This is a genomic window from Haematospirillum sp. H1815 (assembly GCF_012102705.1).
Lineage (GTDB): Bacteria > Pseudomonadota > Alphaproteobacteria > Rhodospirillales > Rhodospirillaceae > Haematospirillum.
Window position 1 is genome coordinate 250944 of the sequence record NZ_JAAVTA010000001.1, and the last position, 23312, is coordinate 274255.

Genomic DNA, 23312 nt, shown 5'->3' on the forward strand with positions numbered 1-23312 from the left:
CTCTGCCGTATAACAGGACTTTTCATTGTCCAGTCAGTAGCCTACAGTAACCACCGGCAGGTGTTTCCGTGTAATGAGGAAGAATAGCATGATGCGCGAGCGGGATCCTTTTGACGTTTATATGAACACGCTGGTGCCGATGGTTGTCGAGCAGACCAACCGTGGAGAGCGCAGCTACGATATTTATTCCCGCTTGCTGAAAGAGCGCATTATCTTTCTGACCGGGCCGGTCAACGATGTTGTATCCAGTTTGGTTTGTGCGCAGCTTTTGTTTCTTGAGTCTGAGAATCCCTCCAAGGATATTGCTTTTTATATCAACTCACCTGGTGGTGTGGTGACGTCGGGTCTGGCCATGTACGACACCATGCAGTACATCCGTTGTGATGTGGCCACGCTGTGTATCGGTCAGGCCGCTTCTATGGGGTCGCTGTTATTGACGGCAGGTGCAAAGGGCAAGCGGTTCTCGCTGCCAAATTCAAGGATCATGATACACCAGCCATCGGGCGGATTTCAGGGGCAGGCCACAGATATAGAAATTCATGCTAGGGAAATCCTGAGTCTTCGCTCTCGCCTGAATAGCATGTACGCAAAGCATACCGGCAAGCCAATTGAGGAAATTGAGCAGGCGATGGAGCGTGACAAGTTTATGCCGGCGGAGGAAGCTAAGGAGTTTGGGCTGATTGATGAGGTTGTGCAGGAACGCCCAAAATCTGTTGATACAGGATCGAAACCTGGTGACTGAGGCGTTTGTTGCAGATCGGTTTTGAGTTTCCCCGGTTGTTCCGGTATGCATATTATATCGGAACAACCGGGGTTCCTTGTCTGTTTCTCGGGTGAGGGGTTTCGTCATTCCCAAGCTGTTGGTTTTTCGGGTAGCAGGCATTTTGAGATTGTGCGTGCCTTGCTGTAACGGCTAACATAAGAGCTTGGAGCAAGGGCCTGTTGGCCGAGTATAGTCTTCGCGGTGAGATCAGGGTCGCTTCCCGATCCGGCGCTTCTTGCCGCATGGAGTGGAGATACAATGAGCAAGTCCCCGGGCGGCGATTCAAAAAATACCTTGTACTGCTCGTTCTGCGGGAAAAGCCAGCACGAAGTACGCAAGCTTATTGCCGGTCCAACCGTTTTCATTTGTGATGAGTGTATTGAGCTTTGCATGGATATTATCCGTGAGGAGCACAAAACTCATATGGTGAAGACCCGTGACGGCGTTCCTTCACCACGTGACATCATGAAGGTTCTGGATGATTATGTCATAGGGCAATCGCACGCAAAGCGCGTCTTGTCTGTTGCTGTGCATAATCACTACAAGAGGCTGTCGGTTATTGGAAAAGGCAATGATATTGAAATTGCCAAGTCCAATATTTTGCTGATTGGACCGACCGGTTGTGGAAAGACCCTTCTGGCGCAGACGTTGGCTCGTATTCTTGACGTTCCCTTTACTATGGCCGATGCCACAACGCTGACAGAAGCCGGGTATGTTGGGGAGGATGTGGAGAATATTATCCTCAAGCTGTTGCAAGCAGCTGACTATAATGTCGAGCGCGCGCAGAGGGGCATTGTTTACATTGATGAAATCGACAAGATCAGTCGCAAGTCTGATAATCCATCAATAACCCGTGATGTTTCCGGTGAAGGTGTTCAGCAGGCCCTGCTGAAGATTATGGAAGGCACCGTTGCATCAGTACCTCCTCAGGGTGGTCGCAAGCACCCCCAGCAAGAATTTTTGCAGGTTGATACAACAAACATACTCTTTATCTGCGGCGGTGCTTTTGCTGGTCTGGATCGTATTATCAGCCAGAGAGGCAAGGGAACATCGATTGGTTTCGGTGCTGATGTCCGCGATCCCGAGCAGAGAAAAACCGGCGAGCTTTTGCGTGAGATTGAGCCAGAAGATTTGCTGAAGTACGGCCTTATACCCGAGTTTGTCGGGCGTTTGCCGGTGATTGCCACGCTGGATGATCTGGATGAGGCTGCCTTGATCCAGATTCTGACAGAGCCAAAGAACGCGCTGGTCAAGCAGTACCAGAAGCTCTTTGAGATGGAAAATGCCCATCTGACATTCCAGGAAGATGCTCTTTCTACGATTGCGCAGAAGGCAATTGCTCGGAAGACCGGTGCGCGTGGTTTGCGTTCGATCATGGAAGGCATTCTGCTTGATACGATGTTTGATCTTCCTGGGAATGAAGGTATTGAGGAGGTCGTGGTCAACAAAGAAGCTGCTGAGTTGAGAGCCAAACCCTTGGTCATTTATTCCGAGAGGCCTCGTTCCGAAGAATTAGGCAGCGCCTGAGGATTCGTCCCTTCTTTGCAGTCCTACTTTTCTGGCCGGGGAGTATGATGCTCCCCGGCTTTTTTTGTGTCCGGACGGGCACTTGATGCCAATCGGCAGGGGTACTTGATTACAATTTTTTGGGTGGGGTTAGTCTCTTCTGCTCTGATGCAGCTATCGTATTGTTATTATAGGAATGTTTTTATCAGATAATAAGTTCGTTTCGCCGTAACAATACGATATAAAATTCCGGCGGTTCTAGGTAATCGGTCGTGATATATATTCTACACAAATGATTAACCATTAAATGGTTTAAATCTCATTGTGCGTTGCAAAACAGGGGGTTGGTTGTGGATTCGTGCTTGCAACTCCGTGATCTTTGGATACCTTTGCCGGAAATAAACAGAGGTTCCCGGCAGCCGGTGCAGAGACACGGCTCGTCGCGCTTTTTGTCGGGACCGCGTCTCGTTTGCCCCCAAATCCGGAGGGATCATGGCATCCACATCTCGCCGTAAACTGCGCTCCGATGCGCCAGACCATACTCAGTTGAAGACCTACTATCGCGACATGCTTTTGATACGCCGCTTTGAAGAGAAGGCCGGCCAGTTGTATGGCATGGGTTTGATCGGCGGCTTCTGTCATCTTTACATCGGCCAGGAGGCTGTTGTTGTTGGCATGCAGGCCGCAGCGATTGAAGGAGTTGATACGGTTGTAACCAGTTATCGTGATCATGGTCATATGTTGGCGTGTGGCATGGATGCGCGCGGAGTAATGGCAGAGCTGACTGGCCGTGAAGGGGGATATTCCCGGGGCAAGGGCGGTTCAATGCACATGTTCTCCGAAGAAAAGGGGTTCTACGGTGGTCACGGTATCGTTGGTGCCCAGATCCCCATCGGGACAGGTCTCGCCTTTGCTCACCAGTACAAGGGCGACAATGGTGTGAACTTTGCCTACATGGGCGATGGGGCTGTCAACCAAGGTCAGGTATATGAAAGCTTCAATATGGCCGCTTTGTGGAAGCTGCCTGTAGTCTATGTCATTGAGAACAACAAGTATGGTATGGGCACGAGCGTCGAACGTGCCTCTGCCTCGACCGAGTTGTTTCAGCGTGGTTATGCCTATGGCATACCGGGTGAGGCTGTTGATGGCATGGATGTTCTTGAGGTACGTGATGCCGCCCTGCGTGCCGCAGGTCATGCACGTTCGGGCAAGGGACCTTATATCCTTGAAGCCAAGACGTATCGTTACCGTGGTCACTCCATGTCGGATCCGGGGAAATACCGTAGTAAAGACGAAGTGACCAAAATGCGTACCGAGCGTGACCCTATCGACTTGCTCAAGGTTCAGCTTCTTGAAATGGGTGCCATTGATGAGGCGGGCTTGAAAGAACTTGACCGGGAGGTCAAGCAGATCGTTACCGAGGCGGCGGAGTTCTCGCAAAGCAGCCCCGAGCCGGATCCTTCGGAGTTGTATACCGATATTCTGGTTGGTGCCTGAGCGAGCGGAGGAAGTTCTATTATGTCGATTACCGTTCTGATGCCCGCCCTGTCACCGACAATGACAGAGGGAAAGCTGGCAAAGTGGCTCAAGAAGGAAGGGGATGTTGTTGCGTCTGGCGATGTGATTGCCGAGATCGAAACGGACAAGGCAACCATGGAATTTGAGTCTGCTGATGAAGGAATTCTGGGCAAGATTCTTATTCCCGAGGGAACGGAAGGTGTTGCGGTGAACACGCCGATCGCCCTTTTGCTTGAAGAGGGCGAAAGCGCCGATACGGTTCAGGTAAGCCAGGCACCACAGGTTACAGCCCGTGTGGCAGAGGCCCCCTCACCGTCTCAGGTCGTATCTGCACCTCGTCCTGTTCAGGTAGCTGGTTCGTCCAGTGATGGTGAGGGTTTTGAGCCGGCTGTGCCGACAACCACGGCTTATTCTCAGCCAATGGCAAGCGAGAAGACTTCCGGACGTTTTATCCGTCAGACGGTCCGTGAAGCTCTACGCGATGCTATGGCCGAAGAAATGCGTCGTGATGACAATGTATTCCTGATGGGTGAGGAAGTTGCCCAGTATCAGGGTGCATACAAGGTATCCCAGGGGCTTCTGGATGAATTTGGTCCCCGCCGGGTTATTGATACCCCTATTACGGAGATGGGCTTTGCCGGGCTTGCAACGGGTGCAGCTTTCAAGGGCTTGCGTCCAATTGTCGAGTTCATGACGTTCAACTTTTCCATGCAGGCGATTGACCACATCATCAATTCTGCGGCGAAGACCTTGTACATGGCCGGCGGTCAGCTTGGGTGCCCCATTGTGTTTCGTGGTCCTAACGGTGCTGCGGCCCGCGTTGGTGCCCAGCACTCCCAATGCTATGCGTCTTGGTATGCCCATGTACCGGGATTGAAGGTGGTAGCGCCATGGTCTGCTGCTGATGCAAAGGGTCTTCTCAAGGCTGCCATTCGTGACCCTAACCCCGTTGTGTTCCTGGAGAATGAGATTCTTTACGGGCAGTCTTTTGATGTTCCCGATGATCCGGATTTCGTCATTCCGATCGGGAAGGCCAAGGTTGAGCGGGTTGGTACAGACGTCACGCTGACAGCCTATTCCAAAATGGTTGGTGTCGCGCTGGAAGCTGCCGACGTTCTTGCCGCGCAGGGAATTTCGGCGGAAGTGATCAATTTGAGGTCTATCCGTCCTCTTGATGTTGCTACGATCCTGGAATCGGTCAAGAAAACCAATCGGATTGTATCTGTCGAAGAGGGCTGGCCCGTCGCTGGTATAGGGTCGGAAATTTCGGCTGTTGTGACTGAGCTGGCGTTTGATTGGCTGGATGCTCCCGTTCGCCGTGTAACTGGTGCCGATGTGCCGATGCCATATGCGGCAAATCTGGAGAAGCTGGCGTTGCCGGACATTGCCCAGATTGTCGATATGGCCAAGTCTGTTTGCTACAAGTCCTGATTCGGTGAGGGGAATATTGTTATGGCTCAAAAGATTCTGATGCCGGCCCTGTCTCCGACCATGACGGAAGGCACGCTGGCCAAGTGGCTGAAAAAAGAAGGTGATGCAATTTCAGCCGGTGATGTTATTGCTGAAATTGAAACAGACAAAGCGACGATGGAATTTGAGGCTGTCGACGAAGGTATTCTGGCGCGTGTCTTGATTCCTGCGGGCACGCAGGGCGTTGCGGTGAATGAGCCAATCGCTCTTTTGCTGGAAGAAGGTGACGATCATGCCGCTCTTGATGCACTGATGACGGCTTCTTCGCCCAAGGTTGAAGCAAAGGTCACTGCTCCTGCTGCTGCGTCATCTTTAGTTCCAGTGTTTCGGTCGGCTTCTGCGTCTGGTGGGGCTACGCGTGTATTCGCAAGCCCCTTGGCGCGCCGTTTGGCAAAAGATGCCGGTTTGGACCTTTCCGTACTTAAGGGAAGTGGTCCACGTGGTCGCATTGTGCGCCATGATATTCAGGAAGCTTTGGCATCCGGCGTGACAGCACGCATGGCTTCTGCTTCTTCTGCTTCTTCTGCTCCTGTAGCCCCCAAAGTATCTTCGCCTCCGCAGTTGCAGCCCATGCCATGGCAGCCTTATAAGGCTGAACCCAATACCGGTGTTCGCAAGACTATCGCCAGACGTCTTTCGGAAGCCAAGCAGACAGTTCCTCATTTTTACCTGACCGTTGATGTGGAGCTGGATGCCCTGATGGCTCTGCGCAAGCAGCTTAACAGTGTTCCTGACGCTGGGCACAAGCTGTCTGTCAATGACTTTGTCATCAAGGCATGTGCACTGGCTCTCAAGAAAGTGCCTGCTGCCAATGCCATGTGGACTGATGAAGCCATTCTGAGGTTCGATGAGATTGATATCTCCGTCGCGGTGGCGACAGATGGCGGTCTTATTACACCGGTTATCCGCAATGCAGACCGTAAGGGATTGGCAACAATCTCTACGGAGATGAAGGCTCTTGCGAAGAAGGCAAGGGATGGCAAGCTGCGCCCTGAAGAATTCCAGGGTGGCGGATTCAGCATTTCCAATTTGGGGATGTATGGCATCAAGTCATTCTCTGCCATTATCAACCCGCCACAAAGCTGCATCTTGGCTGTTGGCGCGGGTGAAGAACGCGTTGTTGTTCGTGACGGGGCTGTTGCCGTGCGAACGATGATGACCGTGACCCTGTCTGTTGATCACCGGTCTGTTGATGGAGCGGTTGGGGCCCAGTTCCTCGCGGCTTTGAAGCCGCTGCTGGAAGACCCTGTCCAGCTTATGCTGTGATTGCCCTGATCTGACCGAAACGGAGAAATGTAATGTCCGATACGTCCTTTGACGTTGTGGTTGTCGGGGGTGGTCCCGGCGGTTATGTGGCGGCCATCAGGGCTGCCCAGCTGGGCTTGAAAACAGCTGTTGTCGAGCGTGAACATCTAGGTGGTATTTGTCTGAACTGGGGCTGTATCCCTACCAAAGCGCTTTTGCGGTCTGCTGATGTTTATCGTACTTTCCAGCACGCTAAGGAATATGGCCTTGCGGTGCAAGGGGCCACGTTTGACCTGCAGGCAATTGTGAAGCGATCGAGAGGGGTTGCCTCCCAGCTTTCCTCTGGCGTTAAACATTTGCTCAAGAAAAACAAGGTCCAAGTTTTTGATGGTTTTGGCCGTCTTGCTGGAAAAGGCAAGGTTTCCGTTGAAAGCAACGGCAAGGTTATCGCAAGCTTGTCCGCTCCTCATATTATCCTGGCAACAGGAGCCAGAGCGCGTACGTTGCCGGGCATCGAGCCTGATGGCAAGATTGTGTGGACCTACAAGAATGCCTTGGTCCCTGATACAATGCCCAAGTCTCTTCTGGTGGTTGGGTCTGGTGCTATCGGCATTGAATTTGCTAGTTTCTTCAATGCTTTTGGTGCCGATGTTACTGTTGTCGAGGTGATGGACCGAATCGTTCCGGCTGAAGACGCTGAAATATCAGGGCTTCTCCAGAAGTCCCTTGAGAAACAGGGCATGAAGATCATGACCAAGGCTTCAGTAAAGGGCATCAAGACTTCGGCAACGAATGCGGTTGTGACTGTCGAGAAAGATGGTAAGAGCCAAAATCTTGTGGTGGACCGCGTGATTCTTGCCGTCGGTATTCAGGCCAATATCGAAAATATTGGGCTGGAAGGGACGGCTGTGAAGGTTGAGCGTGGTATCGTCCAAGTTGATGAATGGTGCCGGACAGGTGAGGCTGGCGTCTATGCGATTGGCGATATCACTCCCGGGCCGTGGCTTGCGCACAAGGCCAGCCATGAAGGCATCGTGTGTGTCGAGAAGATTGCCGGCGTGAAAGATGTACATCCCATCAATCGCTCCACGATACCTGGGTGCACCTATTGCCATCCTCAGGTCGCCTCTGTCGGTCTTACCGAAGCCAAGGCAAAAGAAGCCGGTCACGCGGTCAAGATTGGTCGGTTCCCGTTTGTTGGTAACGGCAAAGCGATCGCCATGGGAGAGCCGGAAGGGCTTGTCAAAACAGTATTTGACGCCAAAACGGGTGAGTTGTTGGGTGCTCACATGATCGGGGCCGAGGTGACAGAGATGATCCAAGGCTTTGGTATTGCCAAAACGCTGGAAACGACAGAAGCAGACTTGATGCATACTGTATTCCCGCATCCGACTCTTTCCGAGATGATGCATGAATCTGTTCTGGATGCATGGGGTCGGGCTATTCACTTCTGATAGCTTGATGCTGTATTCACGGTAATCCGTGAACAAACGAGGATCGCATGAGCACAATGGAATCTTTTCACGACAAGGAAGTAGCTCCTTTGCGTAAGCCGGACTGGATTCGTGTCAAAGCTCCAACGTCACAGGAGTTTGAAGAAACCCGTGCGCTTATGCGATCCAAGTCTCTGGTTACTGTGTGTGAGGAAGCAGCGTGCCCCAATATAGGGGAGTGCTGGAAAAAGAAGCACGCGACCATGATGATCATGGGTGAAATCTGCACGCGTGCATGCCGCTTCTGTAATGTAAAAACGGGCAAGCCAAACCGGCTTGATCCCAACGAGCCGCAGAATGTTGCGGACGCTGTTGCAAGCATGGGCCTGAACCATGTTGTGATTACCTCGGTTGACCGTGATGACCTGGAAGACGGTGGTGCGGCCCATTTTGCCAAGGTTATTCGTGCTATTCGTGATGCGGCACCATTTTCCACAATTGAGGTATTAACACCCGACTTTCGTCACAAGCAGGGTGCTTTGGAGGTCGTTGTTGAGGCTAGGCCGGATGTTTTCAACCACAACCTTGAAACGGTTCCACGGTTGTATAATGCCATAAGGCCCGGTGCACGTTACTTTGGGTCTTTGCAGCTTCTGGCTCGCGTCAAGGAGCTTGATCCGTCTATTTTCACAAAATCAGGCATTATGGTTGGTCTTGGTGAGGATCGGCAGGAAGTTCTGAACCTCATGGATGATCTGCGTGCTGCTGATGTTGATTTTATGACCATTGGACAGTATCTTCAGCCAACGCCTCGCCATGCGAAGGTGGAACGCTTTGTTCCTCCCGACGAGTTTGAGGATTACGCCCGTATGGGACGTGCAAAAGGCTTTTTGCTGGTTGCTTCTTCTCCGCTCACGCGCTCTTCATATCATGCAGATCGTGACTTTTATGCCCTGCGGCGTGCCAGGGATGAGCAACTCCGTGCAGCCGCGCCGTTGCCTTGTTCTGCGAAAGACAGTGGCTGAGACATGCCGACGCATGCTGAAAAGAGAAAGCTGCCGTATACAAAAGAGCAGCTCTTTGCCTTGGTCGCGGATGTCGAGCGGTACCCCGAGTTCTTGCCTTGGTGCCTTGCTGCCAGAATTAACAGGCGGGAAGGAGATGTATTCTGGGCGGACTTGGTTATTGGCTTCAAGATGGTAAAGGAGCGGTTCACATCCAGAGTTGAGCTAACATCACCAGATCGTGTGGATGTTTCCTACTCGGAGGGGCCCTTCAAGCATATGAACACGCATTGGATTTTTATCGAAGATCCAGATGATCATGGAACTTGGATCGATTTTTATGTCGATTTCGAGTTTCGCTCTCCCCTCCTGCAAAAGATCATAGGTTTTCTTTTTGGTGAGGCTGTTGCAAAGATGGTTTCCGCGTTTGAAGCACGTGCTGAAGTTCTTTATGGGTTAGAAGATTCTCAGCGATAGATTTTCTATCTCATTGCGGTAACATGATTTTTATCCGTTTTCTTTGTGCTTTCTTACCTTGCAATAGATTTATTCATTTTGTCATTGATGAAATGCATTTCAATAAAATATGATCTATTGACTTATAGTTGTTCTTATAAGCCCGAGTGCGCGAAGAACTGTTTCTTCCCTGACCTCGTGGCGTGTTCCCTTGATGATGTCTGCGCTATGCGCTATGCCCCCCAAGCTTGTTGTAACAGCGATGTGGACCAGCCCGACAGGTTTATCCGGGCTTCCGCCGCCAGGGCCGGCGATACCCGTTACGGCAACGGCCAGATCTGCTGATGAAGCCCGGAGTGCGCCTCGTGCCATTGCCAAGGCAACCTCTTCGCTGACGGCTCCCTTGATCCTGATCAATGAAGGAGGCACTCCCAGCATTGTTTCCTTTGCTACGTTGGCATAGGCCACAAAGCCCGCCTCAAGAATATCAGAGCTTCCCGGAATGGCGGTGAGGCACGCTGCAATCAGTCCGCCTGTGCAGGATTCAGCGGTAACCAATCGGACATCTTTATCACGACACATGCCCAGTGTACGTTCTGCCTCGGCTATCATTTGATCTGAGAACATGCATTATACCCTTTTCACTTTATGATGATCTCGTAGTTCAGGCAGAGCAGTGCGACAATGATGGCGTATAGAGACGCTGCAATGTCATCCAGCATGACACCCAAGCCCCCTTTGAGATGCCTGTCGATGTAAGAAACAGGGAAGGGTTTCACAATATCCGCGATTCTAAAAAGGATAAAAGCCAGAAGCCAATTAATTGGGGTTGCCGGTACAGCGCACAGGACAAGCCATTGCCCTACAACCTCGTCAACAACAACCTCTTTTGGATCATGTTGCGACGTTGCACGCATATAAACATTGCTATAGTACCAGCCAGCAAGAAAAAGACCTGATGCAGCGCCAAACAGTAACCAGCGACCAATCTCTGGTCCCCATGGCCACATCAGGATTACGGCAAATGGGAGTGCGGCCATGGAACCCACTGTTCCCGGCATGACAGGCGACAAGCCGCTACCAAACCACGTAGCAACTATCAAGACAAGGCAGCAGGGTTTGCGCGTCTGGTGCTGTTCTTCGGTTGTGGGCTCTTGTTTCATGGAGAGAGGCAGGTCCATATTTTTGCCGTATCAGGTAAAGACAGAGATAATGTAACTGTTTTTCTTGCGTTATGGCGGCAACCAAATGTAGCTTTCATTATGCGGGAAAGGTTCTTTTCGTGGTGGTTATGAGGTGAAGGTACCATCTGCTGAATTTTTTCTACAGTATACGTAGAGTTTTTATACCAGACCCATCTTGCTCAGGAAGGCCATGTCGCTCTACGATCCAAGAAAGTACAAGCAGACAAAGCTGTTGCGTGCGGTGGAGCGCGTGTTTCCCGAGCGCCGCCTTGTCTTATGCCAGGAAGGGCGCTCGTTGCGCTCGTTTCGGTTGACGACAGCATGTCAGGCAGCCTCTGTCTTTCTGTCTGTTGCTGCTCTAGGGTGGTCTGTTTATGCGACGTGGGGTGTGCGCGTCTATAGCGATGAGCTGGAACAGCGTTACCAGGAGATACAGTATTCCAAGGCCGCCCATCATGCCTTGCTCGACGAGATTGCTGATCAGAGGCGGCAGCTTATGGATGTTGCCGCTGGTCTTGACCGGAGCCACGGCCGTGCTGTTCAGCTTGCGGGCGAAACTACCAAGTCAGCAGGCAAGAAGGGACGGGAGCTTGATGATATCCGTCGGGAATATGACTTGCTGCGTGAAACGTTGGGTGCCGTAGAACAGAGTCTGGCCTCCTTGCCCGATCATGTGCCCTCTTCCGTTTTCTCGCTTGAGGATGTGGAGATTCAGCTCCGCCAGACAGAACGTGAACGTGACCTTGCCCTGTCGGAGCGTGAAGTTCTCCGTGGTCGGGTTGATGATCTTGAATATCGTATGGCCGAAATGGCTGAAAACCAGGTTGCTTTACTTCGCCGGTTCTCAGGTATCGCAGGGGATCGTGCCGAAGAGCTGCATGAGGCTATGGCGGGTACAGGTATTGATATCAACAAGCTGATGTCATTGCCCCGTAACAACAGTGGGCAGGGCGGCCCATTTGTGCCATTCGATCCGGCTGATACAGATACTCAGGAGCTGAAGAATTCTCTGGTCTCGTTGAACACGCATGTCGAGCGCTGGAATGCGTATCAGGGCCTTGTGGATACTTTGCCCTTGGGATTCCCGGTCAAAGTCAAGTGGAGCCTGAGCAGTCCATTCGGTGTTCGCTCGGATCCGATCAATGGTGTCAAGGCTGTGCACCAAGGGCTCGATATTCGTGCTCCCTGGAGGTCTTCGGTTTATGCAACGGGCCAAGGCACGGTTGCGTTTGCCGGTTGGCGCGGGCGCTATGGTCGCATGGTCGAGGTCGAGCATGGTAATGGCTTGAAAACACGTTACGGCCATTTGTCAAAGATCGTTGTGAAGAAGGGCGACCGGGTTGACCGGTCTATTGTCGTTGGGTTGTTGGGGAACAGCGGTCGCTCAACTGGTGCGCATTTGCACTATGAAGTTCTTGTCAACGATGTTCCGCGCAATCCCCAGAAGTTTATTAGGGCGGGTGCACATGTTTTCAAAGGATAGCAAGACTCGCGGCGATCACCGTTCGAAAGGTTCCGCTTCGGTACCTTCCATTGTTGCTGGCGATCTGTCTGTAACGGGCAATTTTGTCGGGACGGGCGAGATGCAAATTGACGGGGCTGTTGAAGGTGATATCGACTGCCAAACATTGACAATTGGGGTCAGCGGAACTGTATCGGGCCATGTCAGGGCGGAAACGGTGCGTCTGCATGGCCAGCTGATGGGGCAAATCCATGCCCGGAATGTTTTTCTGGCTTCAACCTCGCGCATGGTTGGTGATGTAACCCATGAAAGCTTGGCTATAGAGCCCGGGGCATTCTTGGAGGGGCATTGTCGCCGTATGTCGTCGGACTGTGGTGGGGCTCTTGATGCTCCTGACAAGTCCCGCGGTGCCGGCTTGCGCCTTACGGACAGCAGTCGCAGTGCTACGGTCAGCAAGGAAGAGGATGTTCTGGATACAGTTGTTGGTGCCTGATTTTTAACGGGCTTTGGCGATTTGCCTAGCTGCCTCAAGGGCGTAGTAGGTCATGATGGCATCGGCTCCGGCTCTTTTGAAGCACAGCAAGCTTTCCATCATCGCACGGTCACGGTCCAGCCAACCGTTCTGGGCTGCAGCTTGTATCATGGCATACTCCCCACTGACCTGGTAAGCCCAAGTCGGCATCTTGAAAGAGGTTCTTACCTTGGACAGAATATCAAGATAAGGCATCCCCGGTTTTATAATGATGGCGTCGGCCCCTTCCTGAATGTCCAAGGCAACTTCCCGCATGGCTTCGTCGCTGTTGGAAGGGTCCATCTGATAACTTCTCTTGTTTCCACCTTTGAGAGACTGAGCAGAACCTATTGCATCCCTGAAAGGGCCATAGAACGCAGAAGCATATTTGGCTGCATAGGCGATGATTTGTACATTGCTGAATCCGGCAGAGTCCAAGGCATCGCGCACAGCGCCCACCCGGCCATCCATCATGTCGGAAGGGGCGACAGCGTCAGCCCCTGATTTAGCCTGTTGCAAGGCTTGTTGTACCAAGACAGCAACAGTTTCATCATTGATAACATGCCCATTATGGACCAAGCCATCGTGTCCTGTATCTGTATAGGGATCCAAAGCGACATCGCATATAATTCCCAGTTCAGGGCATGCAGCCTTCAGTGTCCGGATGGTGCGGTTGACCAAGTTATCGGGATTATGGGCTTCAGTTGCTGCACTGTTTTTCATCGATGCTTCAATGCATGGGAAAAGCGCAATTGCTGGAACACCAAGAGAGTATGCCTCGTGTGATGCATCAACCAAGCAGTCAGTGCTATAGCGAAAGACGCCGGGCATCGATGAAACGGGTTCCTTCCTGTTCTTGCCTTCAACAATAAAAACGGGCCATATCAGGTCATTGACTGTTACGATCTTCTCAGCCATCAGGCGCCGGGACCATTCGTGTTGACGGTTGCGGCGCATGCGCAGGCGAGGGAAGGATCCAGGCAAGGAGGCAACAGTCATGGATGGGGAAGACCTTTGATGATGCAGAGTGATCGCCGCAATAATGGCCTATGACAGGCATGTTCGCCAATATCAGAATAAAGGTGAGTGAGCGTTTTATCTACTGTGTTTCTCGAGTGCCCACCTGTGAGTGAATGAGTGTGGTACAGAAGCATTGGGGGGTAGGCAGCATGTGCTTCTGAAGTGCTTTGTTACGGTGTAATGCATGCCTTCTAGGAATCAGACTATGTCGTGCTTTATGGCTTCAAGGGGGTTGTAATGGTGTGTATCTCCGAGATTCATGCAGTCTCTGACGAGGTTGTATTTTCTGCCCGGAATGGTTTGGGTCTGGTTTTATTGAACAGACCAGAGGCGTTGAATGCCCTGTCTCTGGGGCAGATTATTCTTCTTACGCAACAGCTCCAGGTCTGGATGCATGATGATACAATCAAGGCTGTCTTGATTGAGGGGGCAGGGGATCGTGCTTTTTGTGCCGGTGGTGATATTCGTGCCATGGCTGATGCTGGTCGACGTGGCGATTCTGTAGCACTGCAGCAGTTCTTTTCTTCTGAATATCGCCTGAACCGTTTGATAAAGATTTATCCAAAACCGTTTTTGGCTTTTATGGATGGCATCACCATGGGGGGTGGCGTTGGCTTGTCTGTACATGGAACGCGTCGCATTGCGACCGAGCGTACTGTCTTTGCCATGCCCGAGACTGGAATCGGCCTTTTTCCCGATGTCGGAGGAACTTTCTTCCTGCCGCGTATGCCGGGTCAGACCGGTCTGTATCTGGCTTTGACAGGTGCCAGGATGACAGCTGCTGATACGGTATTTACCGGTGCCGCTACGCATTTCATGCCCAGCAATCGTCGGGATAATTTTCTTGATGCGTTGGCCTGTGCTCTTGAAGGCTGTGATGTAGCACGCGCCCTTGACGCAGTGGATGGCGTTCTGGGGCAGTTTTCTGAGGATGCGGGGCCGGTGCCATTGCAAGCCTTGCAAGAAGAAATACGGCGGTGTTTTTCCGGGGCCTCTGTGGCGATGATCCTTAAGGATCTGGCGGCAGAGGGAACGCGGTGGGCGTGTCAGCAGCGTGAAGAGTTGCTCCGGAAATCTCCGCTGTCGCTTCTTGTTACGTTTAACCAGATGCAGCGTGGCGCAGAGCTTGGTTTTGATGCGGCAATGGCCTTGGAATATAGGTTGGCGCCAAGAATGGCGTTGGGGCATGATTTCCTTGAAGGTGTGCGGGCAGCTCTGATTGACAAGGACAGGAACCCGGTATGGGTGCCAGAAAACATCGATAGTATTTCTCCTGCTGAGGTCGAGGCTTATTTCAGGCCCGCAGAGGAGGGGGAGCTTGTGTTTTGTTGAGAGTGCTGAGAAGAAAGATCTTGACGCGGTTGAGGAACAAGACTTACAAAGTGCGCCTTCCTGAGCCTGCGTCCCCATCGTCTAGAGGCCTAGGACACCGCCCTTTCACGGCGGCGACCGGGGTTCGAATCCCCGTGGGGACGCCACGCATAAGAACGCTGACAAGCGTCTGGCTTTGTGTAGAGCTATGCGCCTAGTGTTGCGATCCACCTAATGCAAATAATGTATTGCCCCCACACTATGCATATGCGTCTTGGGTATGCATAGTCGTGTAGAGCTTGTTGCGGGGAAGGTATGCATGGTTGCGCCATCATCAGATGAGGTCCTGTTTGAAATAAGAGTTCTTGGGAATTCAGCACAAGTTTCTGCGATACATGTGCCCACAAATACGGAAGTAAAGGTTATTTGTCCGGCTGCCTTGCCGACGACCCTTATGCAAAAGGCAGCCCTGCGCCGGCTGCTTTGGGTCCTGAATCGCTCAAAGAAACCGTGAATGTATTGTCTCTGCCTCTTTTGAATGGCACAGGTAAACAAACGTGTATATAAGATTACCATCCGTTCTTCATTATTGCGGCAGTTCTGTAAATGACGCCAAAATCTGTGGCTATTGCCAATGATCATGCAGCGCTTGATCTCAAGAAAGCCTTGGTTGGACACTTGGTTTCGGCGGGCTGTGCTCTTCTCGATCTTGGAACGAACAGCCCTGATTCTGTAGACTACCCTGATTACGCTGGGAAAATGGCGGAATCCTTGGCGGCAGGTGCTGCTGATGTTGGAATTTTGCTGTGTGGGTCCGGTATTGGTATTTCCATGGCGGCCAATCGTTATCGTCACGTTCGCGCTGCGCTTGTGCATGATGCCCTTGGCGCACGGTTGGCGCGCCAGCACAACGATGCCAATGTCATTGTGCTGGGGGGGCGCACAACCGGCGTGGAGACGGCAATTGATTGTTTGAGTGTATTTATGAGTACCGCATTTGAGGGCGGGCGCCATTGTGCTCGTATTGAGAAAATAAGCTGACGCCTGCTGTTCCATCAGTTTTTTGGCCCGGGTGCATAATGCCCTGTTAAGAGGATGCTTGTTGATGACCTACGCTGTTTCTCCCGCCTACTTTACGCAGGATATCTCTGCTGCCGATCCTGAGGTAATGGCTTCATTATCCGCAGAGTTGCGTCGCCAGCAGGATCAGATAGAGCTGATTGCGTCAGAGAATATTGTCTCCAGGGCTGTGCTGCAGGCCGCAGGATCGGTGCTGACGAACAAGTATGCGGAAGGCTATCCAGGGAAACGGTACTACGGTGGCTGTGAGTGCGTGGATGTTGCAGAATCCTTGGCAATAGAACGGGCCAAGAAGCTTTTTGGCGTTGAGTTTGTCAACGTCCAACCACATTCCGGAGCCCAGGCAAACGGGGCTGTGTTCCAAGCCCTTCTTCAGCCTGGCGATACCATATTGGGTATGAGCTTGGCTGCTGGCGGCCATCTTACTCATGGTGCTCCTCCGGCCCAGTCCGGCAAGTGGTTCAATGCCATCCAGTATGGTGTGCGGCACGAGGATTCTGGCGTTGACTATGACCAAGTAGACCGTTTGGCAACGGAACATAAACCAAAGCTGATTATTGCAGGTGGTTCTGCGATTCCCCGTCATATTGACTTTGCCCGTTTTCGGGCTATTGCCGACAAGGTTGGGGCTCTGCTTCTGGTGGATATGGCTCACTTCGCAGGGTTGGTAGCTGGCGGTGTTCACCCCAGTCCTGTACCATTTGCTGATATTGTCACGACCACGACGCACAAGACCTTGCGAGGCCCGCGTGGTGGTATGATCATGACCAACAATCCGGAGTTGGCAAAAAAGATCAATACGGCCGTGTTCCCCGGTCTTCAGGGTGGGCCGTTGATGCATATTATCGCAGCTAAGGCTGTTGCGTTTGGAGAGGCGTTGCGTCCCGAGTTTCGTGATTATGCGGCCCAGATTGTTGCCAATGCCCGTGCCCTTGCTGATGAACTGGTCAAAGGCGGTCTGGATATTGTAACTGGTGGCACCGATACGCATTTGATGCTTGTGGACCTGCGTCCCAAGAGTTTGACGGGTAATATCACGGAAGCTTCTCTGGAGCGCGCCGGCATTACCTGTAATAAGAACGGCATTCCATTTGATCCGGAGAAGCCGACGGTAACATCCGGTATTCGGTTGGGTACGCCGGCTGGAACGACACGCGGTTTTGGTGAGCAGGAATTCCGGACTGTTGGTCGTCTGATTATTCGGGTCCTGGATGGATTGTCTGCCAACCGAGAGGACAATGGCGCGGTCGAAGTGGCTGTACGGGCCGAAGTGGGTGCATTATGCCACCAGTTCCCCATCTATCCTCATGGGGATAAAATGTTGTAAGCTCCGGCGAGAATGTGAAGTACCGCAGGGGATTACTATGCGCTGTCCGTTTTGTGGCAATGATGATACGCAGGTTAAAGATTCGCGACCGACAGAGGATAATTCAGCCATTCGTCGTCGTCGTTTCTGTTTGGCATGCTCGTCCCGGTTTACGACCTTCGAGAGAGTGCAGCTGCGTGATTTGATTGTTATCAAGAATAACGGACAGCGTGTTTCCTTTGACCGGGACAAGCTGTCCCGGTCTATCCACATTGCCTGTCGTAAACGCCGTGTTGACGAAGAGCGTTTGGAGCGTGTCGTCAATGGCATTCAGCGGCGACTTGAAAGTTCAGGCGATACGGAGATTCCTTCGGCCACCATTGGTGAAATGGTTATGGAAGCCCTTCAGGCTTTGGATCCTGTCGCCTATGTGCGTTACGCTTCTGTTTACAAGGATTTCCGCGAAGCTCGTGATTTTGAGGAGTTCGTTGAAACCCTTGGTGGTGCCGAGCCAACAGCGGAACGCTGATTATGGATGCAGGCAAGGTATACAGGGGTTTCTCTGACGCTGATCATGACTTTATGGGGCTTGCTCTTGGCTTGGCAAGGAGGGGGTTAGGTAATACGTGGCCCAATCCTTCTGTTGGCTGTGTCCTTGTTTCTCCTCAGGGTGTTGTTGTGGGGCGGGGGTGGACGAAACCCGGCGGCAGGCCTCATGCTGAAACCGTTGCCCTTTTGCAGGCAGGAAACCAGGCACGTGGCTCCACAGCTTACGTGACCTTGGAGCCTTGTAGTCACTTTGGACAGACTGCTCCTTGTGCCACGGCTCTGATTGAAGCCGGAATTGCCCGGTGTGTTGTGGCATCGTCTGATCCGGATCCGCGTGTGAGCGGTCGCGGCCTCGATATGCTTCGCAAGGGGGGGGTAGAGGTGTCGACTGGCCTTCTCTCTGATGCCGCGATTGATCTGCACCAAGGGTTCTTCTCCCGCATAAAGCGTGATCGCCCACTTTTTACGTTGAAGCTGGCAACTAGTATGGATGGGAAAATAGCGATAGCTTCGGGCGAAAGCCGCTGGATCACGGGAGAGCCGGCAAGGCATCTTGTCCATTGTATGCGGGCAGAGCATGATGCGGTCTTGGTTGGTTCAGGTACAGTTTTGGCTGATGATCCGGATTTGCGCTGCCGTCTTCCTGGTTTTGACCGGCGTCCGGTTGTGCGCATTGTGCTTGATGGGCGCTTGCGGTTGCCCGATCACGCGCAGCTTCTATCTTCATCGCGGGAAGCGCCGGTTCTGATTATAACATCGTCATCTTCTGACTCGGCGCGTGTTGCCTCCCTCCGGCATCGTGGGGCTGAGGTTCTTTGTCTGGATCATCTTGATCCTTGCCATATTGCCAAGGAGCTGGGATCACGTGGTTTTACACGTGTTTTTCTGGAAGGTGGGGGGGCTGTAGCCGCTTCATTTCTGAAAGCTGGTCTGATTGACCGTGTTGTCTGGTTTCATGCCCCGATAGTTATTGGTGCCGATGGCATTGACGGTGTTGGTGCATTGGCGTTATCCCGTCTTTCAGAGATAAATAGATTTCTATACAAATATTCTTATGCCTGTGGCAGTGATACAGTTACGGCCTTGGAGGCTGAGAATGCTTCCGTGGGCCGGGGTGTTGGCAAGGAGTTAATCTGAATGTTCACCGGCATTGTCACAGACTTGGGTGCCGTCAAGCATATTGAAAGGAAACAAGGAACCCGGTTCTTTTTTTCGACATCCTATCCGACGGGGGATATTCCTTTCGGTGCATCTATTGCCTGTAATGGCTGTTGCCTGACTCTTGTTGACAAGGGCGACGGGTGGTTTGCCGCTGATGTGTCTCCCGAAACGCTGGCCGTTACAACTTTGGGTGAATGGATTCCGGGGACGTCGATCAATCTGGAGAGGGCCATGCGTATGGGGGATGAATTCGGGGGGCATATTGTTTCGGGTCATGTTGATGGCGTTGCAACGGTGACCAACCTGATCCCCGACCATGATGCGGTCCGGATAGTTTTTCAGGTTGAACCGCACCTGTCTCGCTTTGTTGCGGTCAAGGGATCCGTGACTGTGGATGGGGTTTCCTTGACCGTCAATGCTGTGTCTGAAGCATCCTTCGAGGTTTCGGTCATTCCCCACACCAGAAAGGTGACAACGCTGGGAGGGGCGGGTATTGGTACCAGGCATAATTTTGAAATTGATCTTCTTGCGCGTTATGTTGACAGATTGACGGGTTCTGGCTTGACCTGACCGCACTGTTTCCTAGATCCGGAGCTTTGTCTGTGTCTTCTGATTTTTTTGAGTGTTTATCTCCCGCCCAGGAGATTATCGAAGAAGCCCGTAATGGGCGTATGTTTATCTTGGTTGACGATGAAGATCGTGAGAACGAGGGTGATCTGGTTATTCCGGCGCAGTTTGCAACACCGGAAGCTGTGAACTTCATGGCAACGCATGGTCGTGGCCTTATTTGCCTGGCCCTGACGGCTGACCGTTGTAATGCATTGCAGTTGCCGATGATGGACAGTCACAATCAATCGCGTTTGGGAACAGCTTTTACTGTATCAATTGAAGCGCGCGAAGGTGTTACGACCGGTATCTCGGCATCGGACCGGGCTCGGACAATTGCGGTAGCCATTGATCCAGGGAAGACCAAGAATGATCTTGCGACCCCCGGGCATGTTTTTCCTTTGATGGCCCGTGATGGCGGGGTTCTTGTTCGCGCCGGGCATACCGAGGCTGCGGTTGATATTGCCCGTTTGGCTGGACTGACCCCTGCGGGGGTTATCTGCGAGATCATGAACCATGATGGCAGTATGGCCCGGATGCCGGATCTGGTGGCATTTTCCCAGAGGCACGGGCTGAAGATTTCGACCATTGCTGATCTTATTGCTTGGCGCCGTCGTACAGAAAAGCTGGTGGAGAAGGTCCTTGAAAGCTCGTTTACCTCGAAGTGGGGAGGGGACTGGACCATGTCTGTCTACACAAATACTTCGAACTACGCTGAACATATTGCGCTTGCAAAAGGCGATCTGTCCCTTCCAGAACCGGTGCTTGTCCGGATGCATGCCCTGCATGTTCTGGATGACGTGTTGGGTGATGTCCATTGCGGCAAGGCAGGGCAGTTGCAGGCTGCAATGGATATGATTGGCCGTTACGATCGTGGCGTTGTGGTGCTGTTGCGCGAGCCAAACCGTTCGACATTGACCGATCATCTAAGGGAGAGAATAAAGGGGGGTGATGATCGTGGAAGGCTTGTCGATTATGGTGTCGGGGCGCAGATCCTTCTGGACCTGGGTGTGAAGGATATGATCCTGTTGTCAAACTCGGAAAAAAATATCATTGGACTGGATGGGTACGGCCTTCGCGTCAGCGGTTGGCGGTCAATCGATGAAGGTATGAGGGACTGAAGCCATGGTTTCTGCAGCGCCGCGCGTTCTGATTGTTGAGGCACGTTTTTATGATGATATTACAGATCATCTGGTGAAGGGAGCTATTCAGAAACTGACCGAGCATGGCGTAGGATATAAGCGGATTATTGTCCCCGGTATCCTTGAAGTTCCTGCTGTCATTCGTTTTGCAATCCGTGCTATGGAGCTGCGTGCCATAGAGGAACGCTATGCAGGGTACGTTGTCCTTGGATGCGCTATCCGTGGTGAGACCGACCACTATGAGCATATTTGCAGAGAGGCAATGCGTGGTGTCCAGCGCCTGATTCTTGAATACTCCTTGGCTTCTGGAAGCGGTATCCTGACATGTCACACCCGGGAGCAGGCAGTGGAGCGTGCCCGGTCTGACCGGAAAAATATAGGCGGTCAGGCGGCAGCAGCGTGCTTGGCCATGATGCAGATAAAAAAGGAAATAGGGCTCTGAGAGCTCGTACCAAACATGACAAAGCACAAGAATTCCGATACCGTTCTTCGTCGTAGTGCAGCCCGTCTGGCAGCTATTCAGGCAACTTATCAGATTATTCTGACATCGGCTCCTGTGGATGCCGTCATTAATGACTTCATGACCGGTGCAATTGGCGGTGAAGTGATTGAAGAGGATCTGGATCTGGAAACCGAGGATGTTGTGCCCTTGATAGAGCTGAATGCGGAGATTTTCGCGGTTCTAGTTCGTGGGGTTCACGCATCGGCTGCTCGCCTTGATGCCATTATTGATGGTTCTTTGGGATCCAGCTGGGATCCTGCCCGTTTGCAGCCGCTTCTTCGTGCTGTATTGCGCTGCGGTGTTTATGAGCTTTCTGAACGCCCGGATATGCCTGCGCGGGCCTGTATCTCGGAGTATGTTGATATTGCACGCTCATTCTTTGATGGATCTGAGCCCGGGATGGTCAATGCCATGATGGACAAGTTGGCTCGCCAGCTGCGCCCCGAGGAGATGAACGCCGTGCATAAACCCCGTTCTGATGGCAATAATGACGGCACGGTCTGAATTCCAGATTATTGCGGATCTGTTTGCGCCTTTAGCCCGTTCTTGTCCGGGAGCCTATGGCCTTCTGGATGATGCTGCCGTTGTTGGTGTACCAGCCGGGCAAGAGTTAGTGGTCACGGTAGACGCCTTGGTATCCGGAGTTCATTTCTTGCCTGATGACCCTCCGGAGTCCATTGCCCGCAAGGTGCTTCGGGTGAATTTATCTGATTTGGCGGCCATGGGTGCGGATCCCTGTGGCTTCCTGCTTACCTGTGCCTTTCCCGTGGGTACATCTGATTCCTGGCTGGTGGCTTTTGCCCGTGGTCTGGCAGATGATGTAGCCTTTTTTGGCATCCCCTTACTGGGAGGGGATACTGTTGCTACGCCGGGACCGGCTAGTTTCACTGTTACTGCCATGGGTACGGTTGCTTCCGGGACAGCATTGCGGCGTGGGTCTGCCATGCTTGGAGATCTGATTGTGGTTACAGGCACCATTGGGGACGGTGCACTTGGCTTGATGGCAGCTCAGGGGGGGATGGGGTTATCCTGTGATCAGGCAGGGAAAGGTTTTCTTGTCGATCGGTATCGTATACCCCGTCCAAGACTTTCTGTGCCGGCTGCTCTGTCCGGCGGTATACGGGCGGCCATGGATATATCGGACGGCCTTGTTCAGGATCTTGGCCATATGTGCCATCTTTCTGGCTTGCGGGCTGATATTGCGTTGGCCGATGTCCCTCTTTCTGGGCCAGTACACTGTTGTGTGACGAGCGATCCATCGCTCTATAAGGCTGTTATGGCCGGTGGTGATGATTATGAGCTTCTTATGGCTATTGACCCTTCCTTTGATCTTCCATCCGAGGTGGATGGCGTTCCCCTCAGTGTTATTGGTCGTTTTATAGAAGGGAATGGTTGTCATGTAACGGGGATTTCCGGGGGGACATGGCAGCCTAAAAAAACTGGTTTCAAGCACTTCTGATGGTATCGTCAGGCATCTCGGCAATATGAAAATGGGGACAGGGTCGATGCTCCGCCTCATGCTGTTGGTGGTTGCTCTGGTCGTTATCATTGCTCTTGGAGCTGTCGGCTTGGTCCGATTCGGCGTTATTCCCGATTTTACCGGGATGATCACTCCGATGGAGGCGCGTGTCGAGGAGCCAGAGACTCCGGCACCTATGGTGCAGCCTCAGGTTGATCCTGTTTTTGTTGACCTTCCGCCCTTTGTTGTGCCGGTTGTGCGTGATCGTGAGGTTCAGAAGAACTTTACCATTACCCTGCGTCTGGATGTCGAGCCAGGACAGCAAGAGGTTGTAAATCGGCATATGTCCAAGTTACAGGCTGCGTATTTGCAGATGCTTTATGTTGTTGTTCCTGAGCAAATTCATGCGCGTGTTACCTTGGATGTTCGTGCTCTCAAGCAGCGTCTTCAGGGAATAACGGACCGTATTGCCGGGCCTGGTGCTGTGCGCGAGGTGATGGTTATCTCCGTTTTTGATCGCTGATTCCATACTTCTGCCCTTGGGGTGTTGGGTATGGAATAGAGGGTCTTGTTCTTTCTTTTTACTTCTCCTTGGGCGGCAACCAATTGTTGCGGTCTGGACAC

The 23312-nt window shown here is 52.4% G+C and carries 25 protein-coding genes and 1 tRNA gene; 23 read left to right on the forward strand and 3 right to left on the reverse strand.

The genetic code is table 11. From position 1 onward, the window contains the following. The first annotated feature begins 91 nt into the window (after positions 1–91). The 8 genes from clpP (at position 92) to HEQ60_RS01220 (ending at position 9416) form a co-directional block, all read left to right on the forward strand. Positions 92–742 (forward strand): ATP-dependent Clp endopeptidase proteolytic subunit ClpP, encoded by a 651-nt coding sequence (gene clpP, locus HEQ60_RS01185; protein ID WP_168022506.1) that lies wholly within the window; start codon positions 92–94, stop codon positions 740–742. Between the two features lie 279 nt (positions 743–1021). Further along, positions 1022–2290 (forward strand): ATP-dependent Clp protease ATP-binding subunit ClpX, encoded by a 1269-nt coding sequence (clpX, locus tag HEQ60_RS01190; protein ID WP_168068671.1) that lies wholly within the window; start codon positions 1022–1024, stop codon positions 2288–2290. A gap of 471 nt (positions 2291–2761) precedes the next feature. Continuing rightward, positions 2762–3766, forward strand: coding sequence for a pyruvate dehydrogenase (acetyl-transferring) E1 component subunit alpha (pdhA, locus tag HEQ60_RS01195; protein ID WP_168068673.1), 1005 nt, complete (start codon positions 2762–2764; stop codon positions 3764–3766). 21 nt (positions 3767–3787) lie between these two features. Then, entirely contained in the window at positions 3788–5218 is a 1431-nt protein-coding gene (locus HEQ60_RS01200) for a pyruvate dehydrogenase complex E1 component subunit beta (protein ID WP_168068675.1), read from the forward strand. Between the two features lie 21 nt (positions 5219–5239). Further along, positions 5240–6523 carry a pyruvate dehydrogenase complex dihydrolipoamide acetyltransferase gene (locus HEQ60_RS01205; protein WP_168068677.1) on the forward strand — a complete coding sequence of 428 codons (1284 nt, stop codon included), beginning with the start codon at positions 5240–5242 and terminating at the stop codon, positions 6521–6523. A gap of 32 nt (positions 6524–6555) precedes the next feature. Further along, positions 6556–7956 (forward strand): dihydrolipoyl dehydrogenase, encoded by a 1401-nt coding sequence (gene lpdA, locus HEQ60_RS01210; protein ID WP_168068679.1) that lies wholly within the window; start codon positions 6556–6558, stop codon positions 7954–7956. 56 nt (positions 7957–8012) lie between these two features. Then, a complete protein-coding gene (gene lipA / locus HEQ60_RS01215) occupies positions 8013–8960 on the forward strand; it encodes a lipoyl synthase (RefSeq protein ID WP_245183683.1) in 948 nt (315 codons plus the stop codon). A 3-nt stretch (positions 8961–8963) separates the two neighbouring features. Next, on the forward strand, positions 8964–9416 hold the full coding sequence (locus HEQ60_RS01220) for a type II toxin-antitoxin system RatA family toxin (RefSeq protein ID WP_168068683.1): 453 nt from the start codon (positions 8964–8966) through the stop codon (positions 9414–9416). A 114-nt stretch (positions 9417–9530) separates the two neighbouring features. Here HEQ60_RS01220 and HEQ60_RS01225 read toward each other — a convergent pair whose 3' ends face one another. After that, positions 9531–10022, reverse strand: a complete 492-nt coding sequence (locus tag HEQ60_RS01225; RefSeq protein WP_168068685.1) for a CinA family protein — start codon at positions 10020–10022, stop codon at positions 9531–9533. Positions 10023–10036: 14 nt separating this feature from the next. Beyond that, complete coding sequence (locus HEQ60_RS01230; protein WP_168068687.1) at positions 10037–10558, reverse strand: phosphatidylglycerophosphatase A; 522 nt, start codon at positions 10556–10558, stop codon at positions 10037–10039. Between the two features lie 211 nt (positions 10559–10769). Here HEQ60_RS01230 and HEQ60_RS10560 point away from each other — a divergent pair, with 211 nt between their 5' ends. Next, positions 10770–12062: a peptidoglycan DD-metalloendopeptidase family protein gene (locus tag HEQ60_RS10560; RefSeq protein ID WP_168068689.1), complete on the forward strand. Its 1293-nt coding sequence runs from the start codon at positions 10770–10772 to the stop codon at positions 12060–12062. Continuing rightward, positions 12046–12534: a bactofilin family protein gene (locus HEQ60_RS01240; protein WP_168068691.1), complete on the forward strand. Its 489-nt coding sequence runs from the start codon at positions 12046–12048 to the stop codon at positions 12532–12534. The genes HEQ60_RS10560 and HEQ60_RS01240 overlap by 17 nt, the downstream gene beginning before the upstream one ends. Positions 12535–12537: 3 nt before the next feature. Here the strand turns inward: HEQ60_RS01240 and hemB are convergent, their stop codons facing one another. Further along, positions 12538–13551, reverse strand: coding sequence for a porphobilinogen synthase (hemB, locus tag HEQ60_RS01245; protein ID WP_245183684.1), 1014 nt, complete (start codon positions 13549–13551; stop codon positions 12538–12540). A 258-nt stretch (positions 13552–13809) separates the two neighbouring features. Between hemB and HEQ60_RS01250 the strand changes: the two genes are divergently transcribed. The 13 genes from HEQ60_RS01250 (at position 13810) to HEQ60_RS01305 (ending at position 23211) form a co-directional block, all read left to right on the forward strand. Further along, positions 13810–14904, forward strand: coding sequence for an enoyl-CoA hydratase/isomerase family protein (locus HEQ60_RS01250; protein ID WP_168068693.1), 1095 nt, complete (start codon positions 13810–13812; stop codon positions 14902–14904). Between the two features lie 70 nt (positions 14905–14974). Further along, positions 14975–15050: transfer RNA gene (locus tag HEQ60_RS01255), tRNA-Glu, on the forward strand. Between the two features lie 152 nt (positions 15051–15202). Then, positions 15203–15397, forward strand: coding sequence for a DUF6898 family protein (locus HEQ60_RS10915; RefSeq protein ID WP_416046623.1), 195 nt, complete (start codon positions 15203–15205; stop codon positions 15395–15397). Between the two features lie 92 nt (positions 15398–15489). Continuing rightward, positions 15490–15924 (forward strand): ribose 5-phosphate isomerase B, encoded by a 435-nt coding sequence (gene rpiB / locus HEQ60_RS01260; RefSeq protein ID WP_168018843.1) that lies wholly within the window; start codon positions 15490–15492, stop codon positions 15922–15924. A gap of 64 nt (positions 15925–15988) precedes the next feature. Continuing rightward, positions 15989–17290: a serine hydroxymethyltransferase gene (glyA, locus tag HEQ60_RS01265; RefSeq protein ID WP_168068695.1), complete on the forward strand. Its 1302-nt coding sequence runs from the start codon at positions 15989–15991 to the stop codon at positions 17288–17290. 37 nt (positions 17291–17327) lie between these two features. Continuing rightward, positions 17328–17798 (forward strand): transcriptional regulator NrdR, encoded by a 471-nt coding sequence (gene nrdR, locus HEQ60_RS01270; protein ID WP_168068697.1) that lies wholly within the window; start codon positions 17328–17330, stop codon positions 17796–17798. A 2-nt stretch (positions 17799–17800) separates the two neighbouring features. Then, entirely contained in the window at positions 17801–18955 is a 1155-nt protein-coding gene (ribD, locus tag HEQ60_RS01275; RefSeq protein ID WP_168068699.1) for a bifunctional diaminohydroxyphosphoribosylaminopyrimidine deaminase/5-amino-6-(5-phosphoribosylamino)uracil reductase RibD, read from the forward strand. Beyond that, the gene (locus HEQ60_RS01280) at positions 18956–19549 is read left to right on the forward strand and encodes a riboflavin synthase (RefSeq protein WP_168068701.1); all 594 of its coding nucleotides are present in this window, start codon (positions 18956–18958) and stop codon (positions 19547–19549) included. A 32-nt stretch (positions 19550–19581) separates the two neighbouring features. Beyond that, positions 19582–20706, forward strand: a complete 1125-nt coding sequence (gene ribB, locus HEQ60_RS01285) for a 3,4-dihydroxy-2-butanone-4-phosphate synthase (protein WP_168068703.1) — start codon at positions 19582–19584, stop codon at positions 20704–20706. Between the two features lie 4 nt (positions 20707–20710). Next, positions 20711–21169, forward strand: a complete 459-nt coding sequence (gene ribH / locus HEQ60_RS01290; RefSeq protein ID WP_168068705.1) for a 6,7-dimethyl-8-ribityllumazine synthase — start codon at positions 20711–20713, stop codon at positions 21167–21169. Between the two features lie 15 nt (positions 21170–21184). After that, complete coding sequence (gene nusB / locus HEQ60_RS01295) at positions 21185–21733, forward strand: transcription antitermination factor NusB (RefSeq protein ID WP_168068707.1); 549 nt, start codon at positions 21185–21187, stop codon at positions 21731–21733. Continuing rightward, positions 21717–22688 carry a thiamine-phosphate kinase gene (thiL, locus tag HEQ60_RS01300; RefSeq protein WP_168068709.1) on the forward strand — a complete coding sequence of 324 codons (972 nt, stop codon included), beginning with the start codon at positions 21717–21719 and terminating at the stop codon, positions 22686–22688. Before nusB ends, thiL begins: the two co-directional genes overlap by 17 nt. A 46-nt stretch (positions 22689–22734) precedes the next feature. Then, positions 22735–23211, forward strand: coding sequence for a hypothetical protein (locus HEQ60_RS01305; RefSeq protein ID WP_168068711.1), 477 nt, complete (start codon positions 22735–22737; stop codon positions 23209–23211). Positions 23212–23312: the final 101 nt, after the last annotated feature.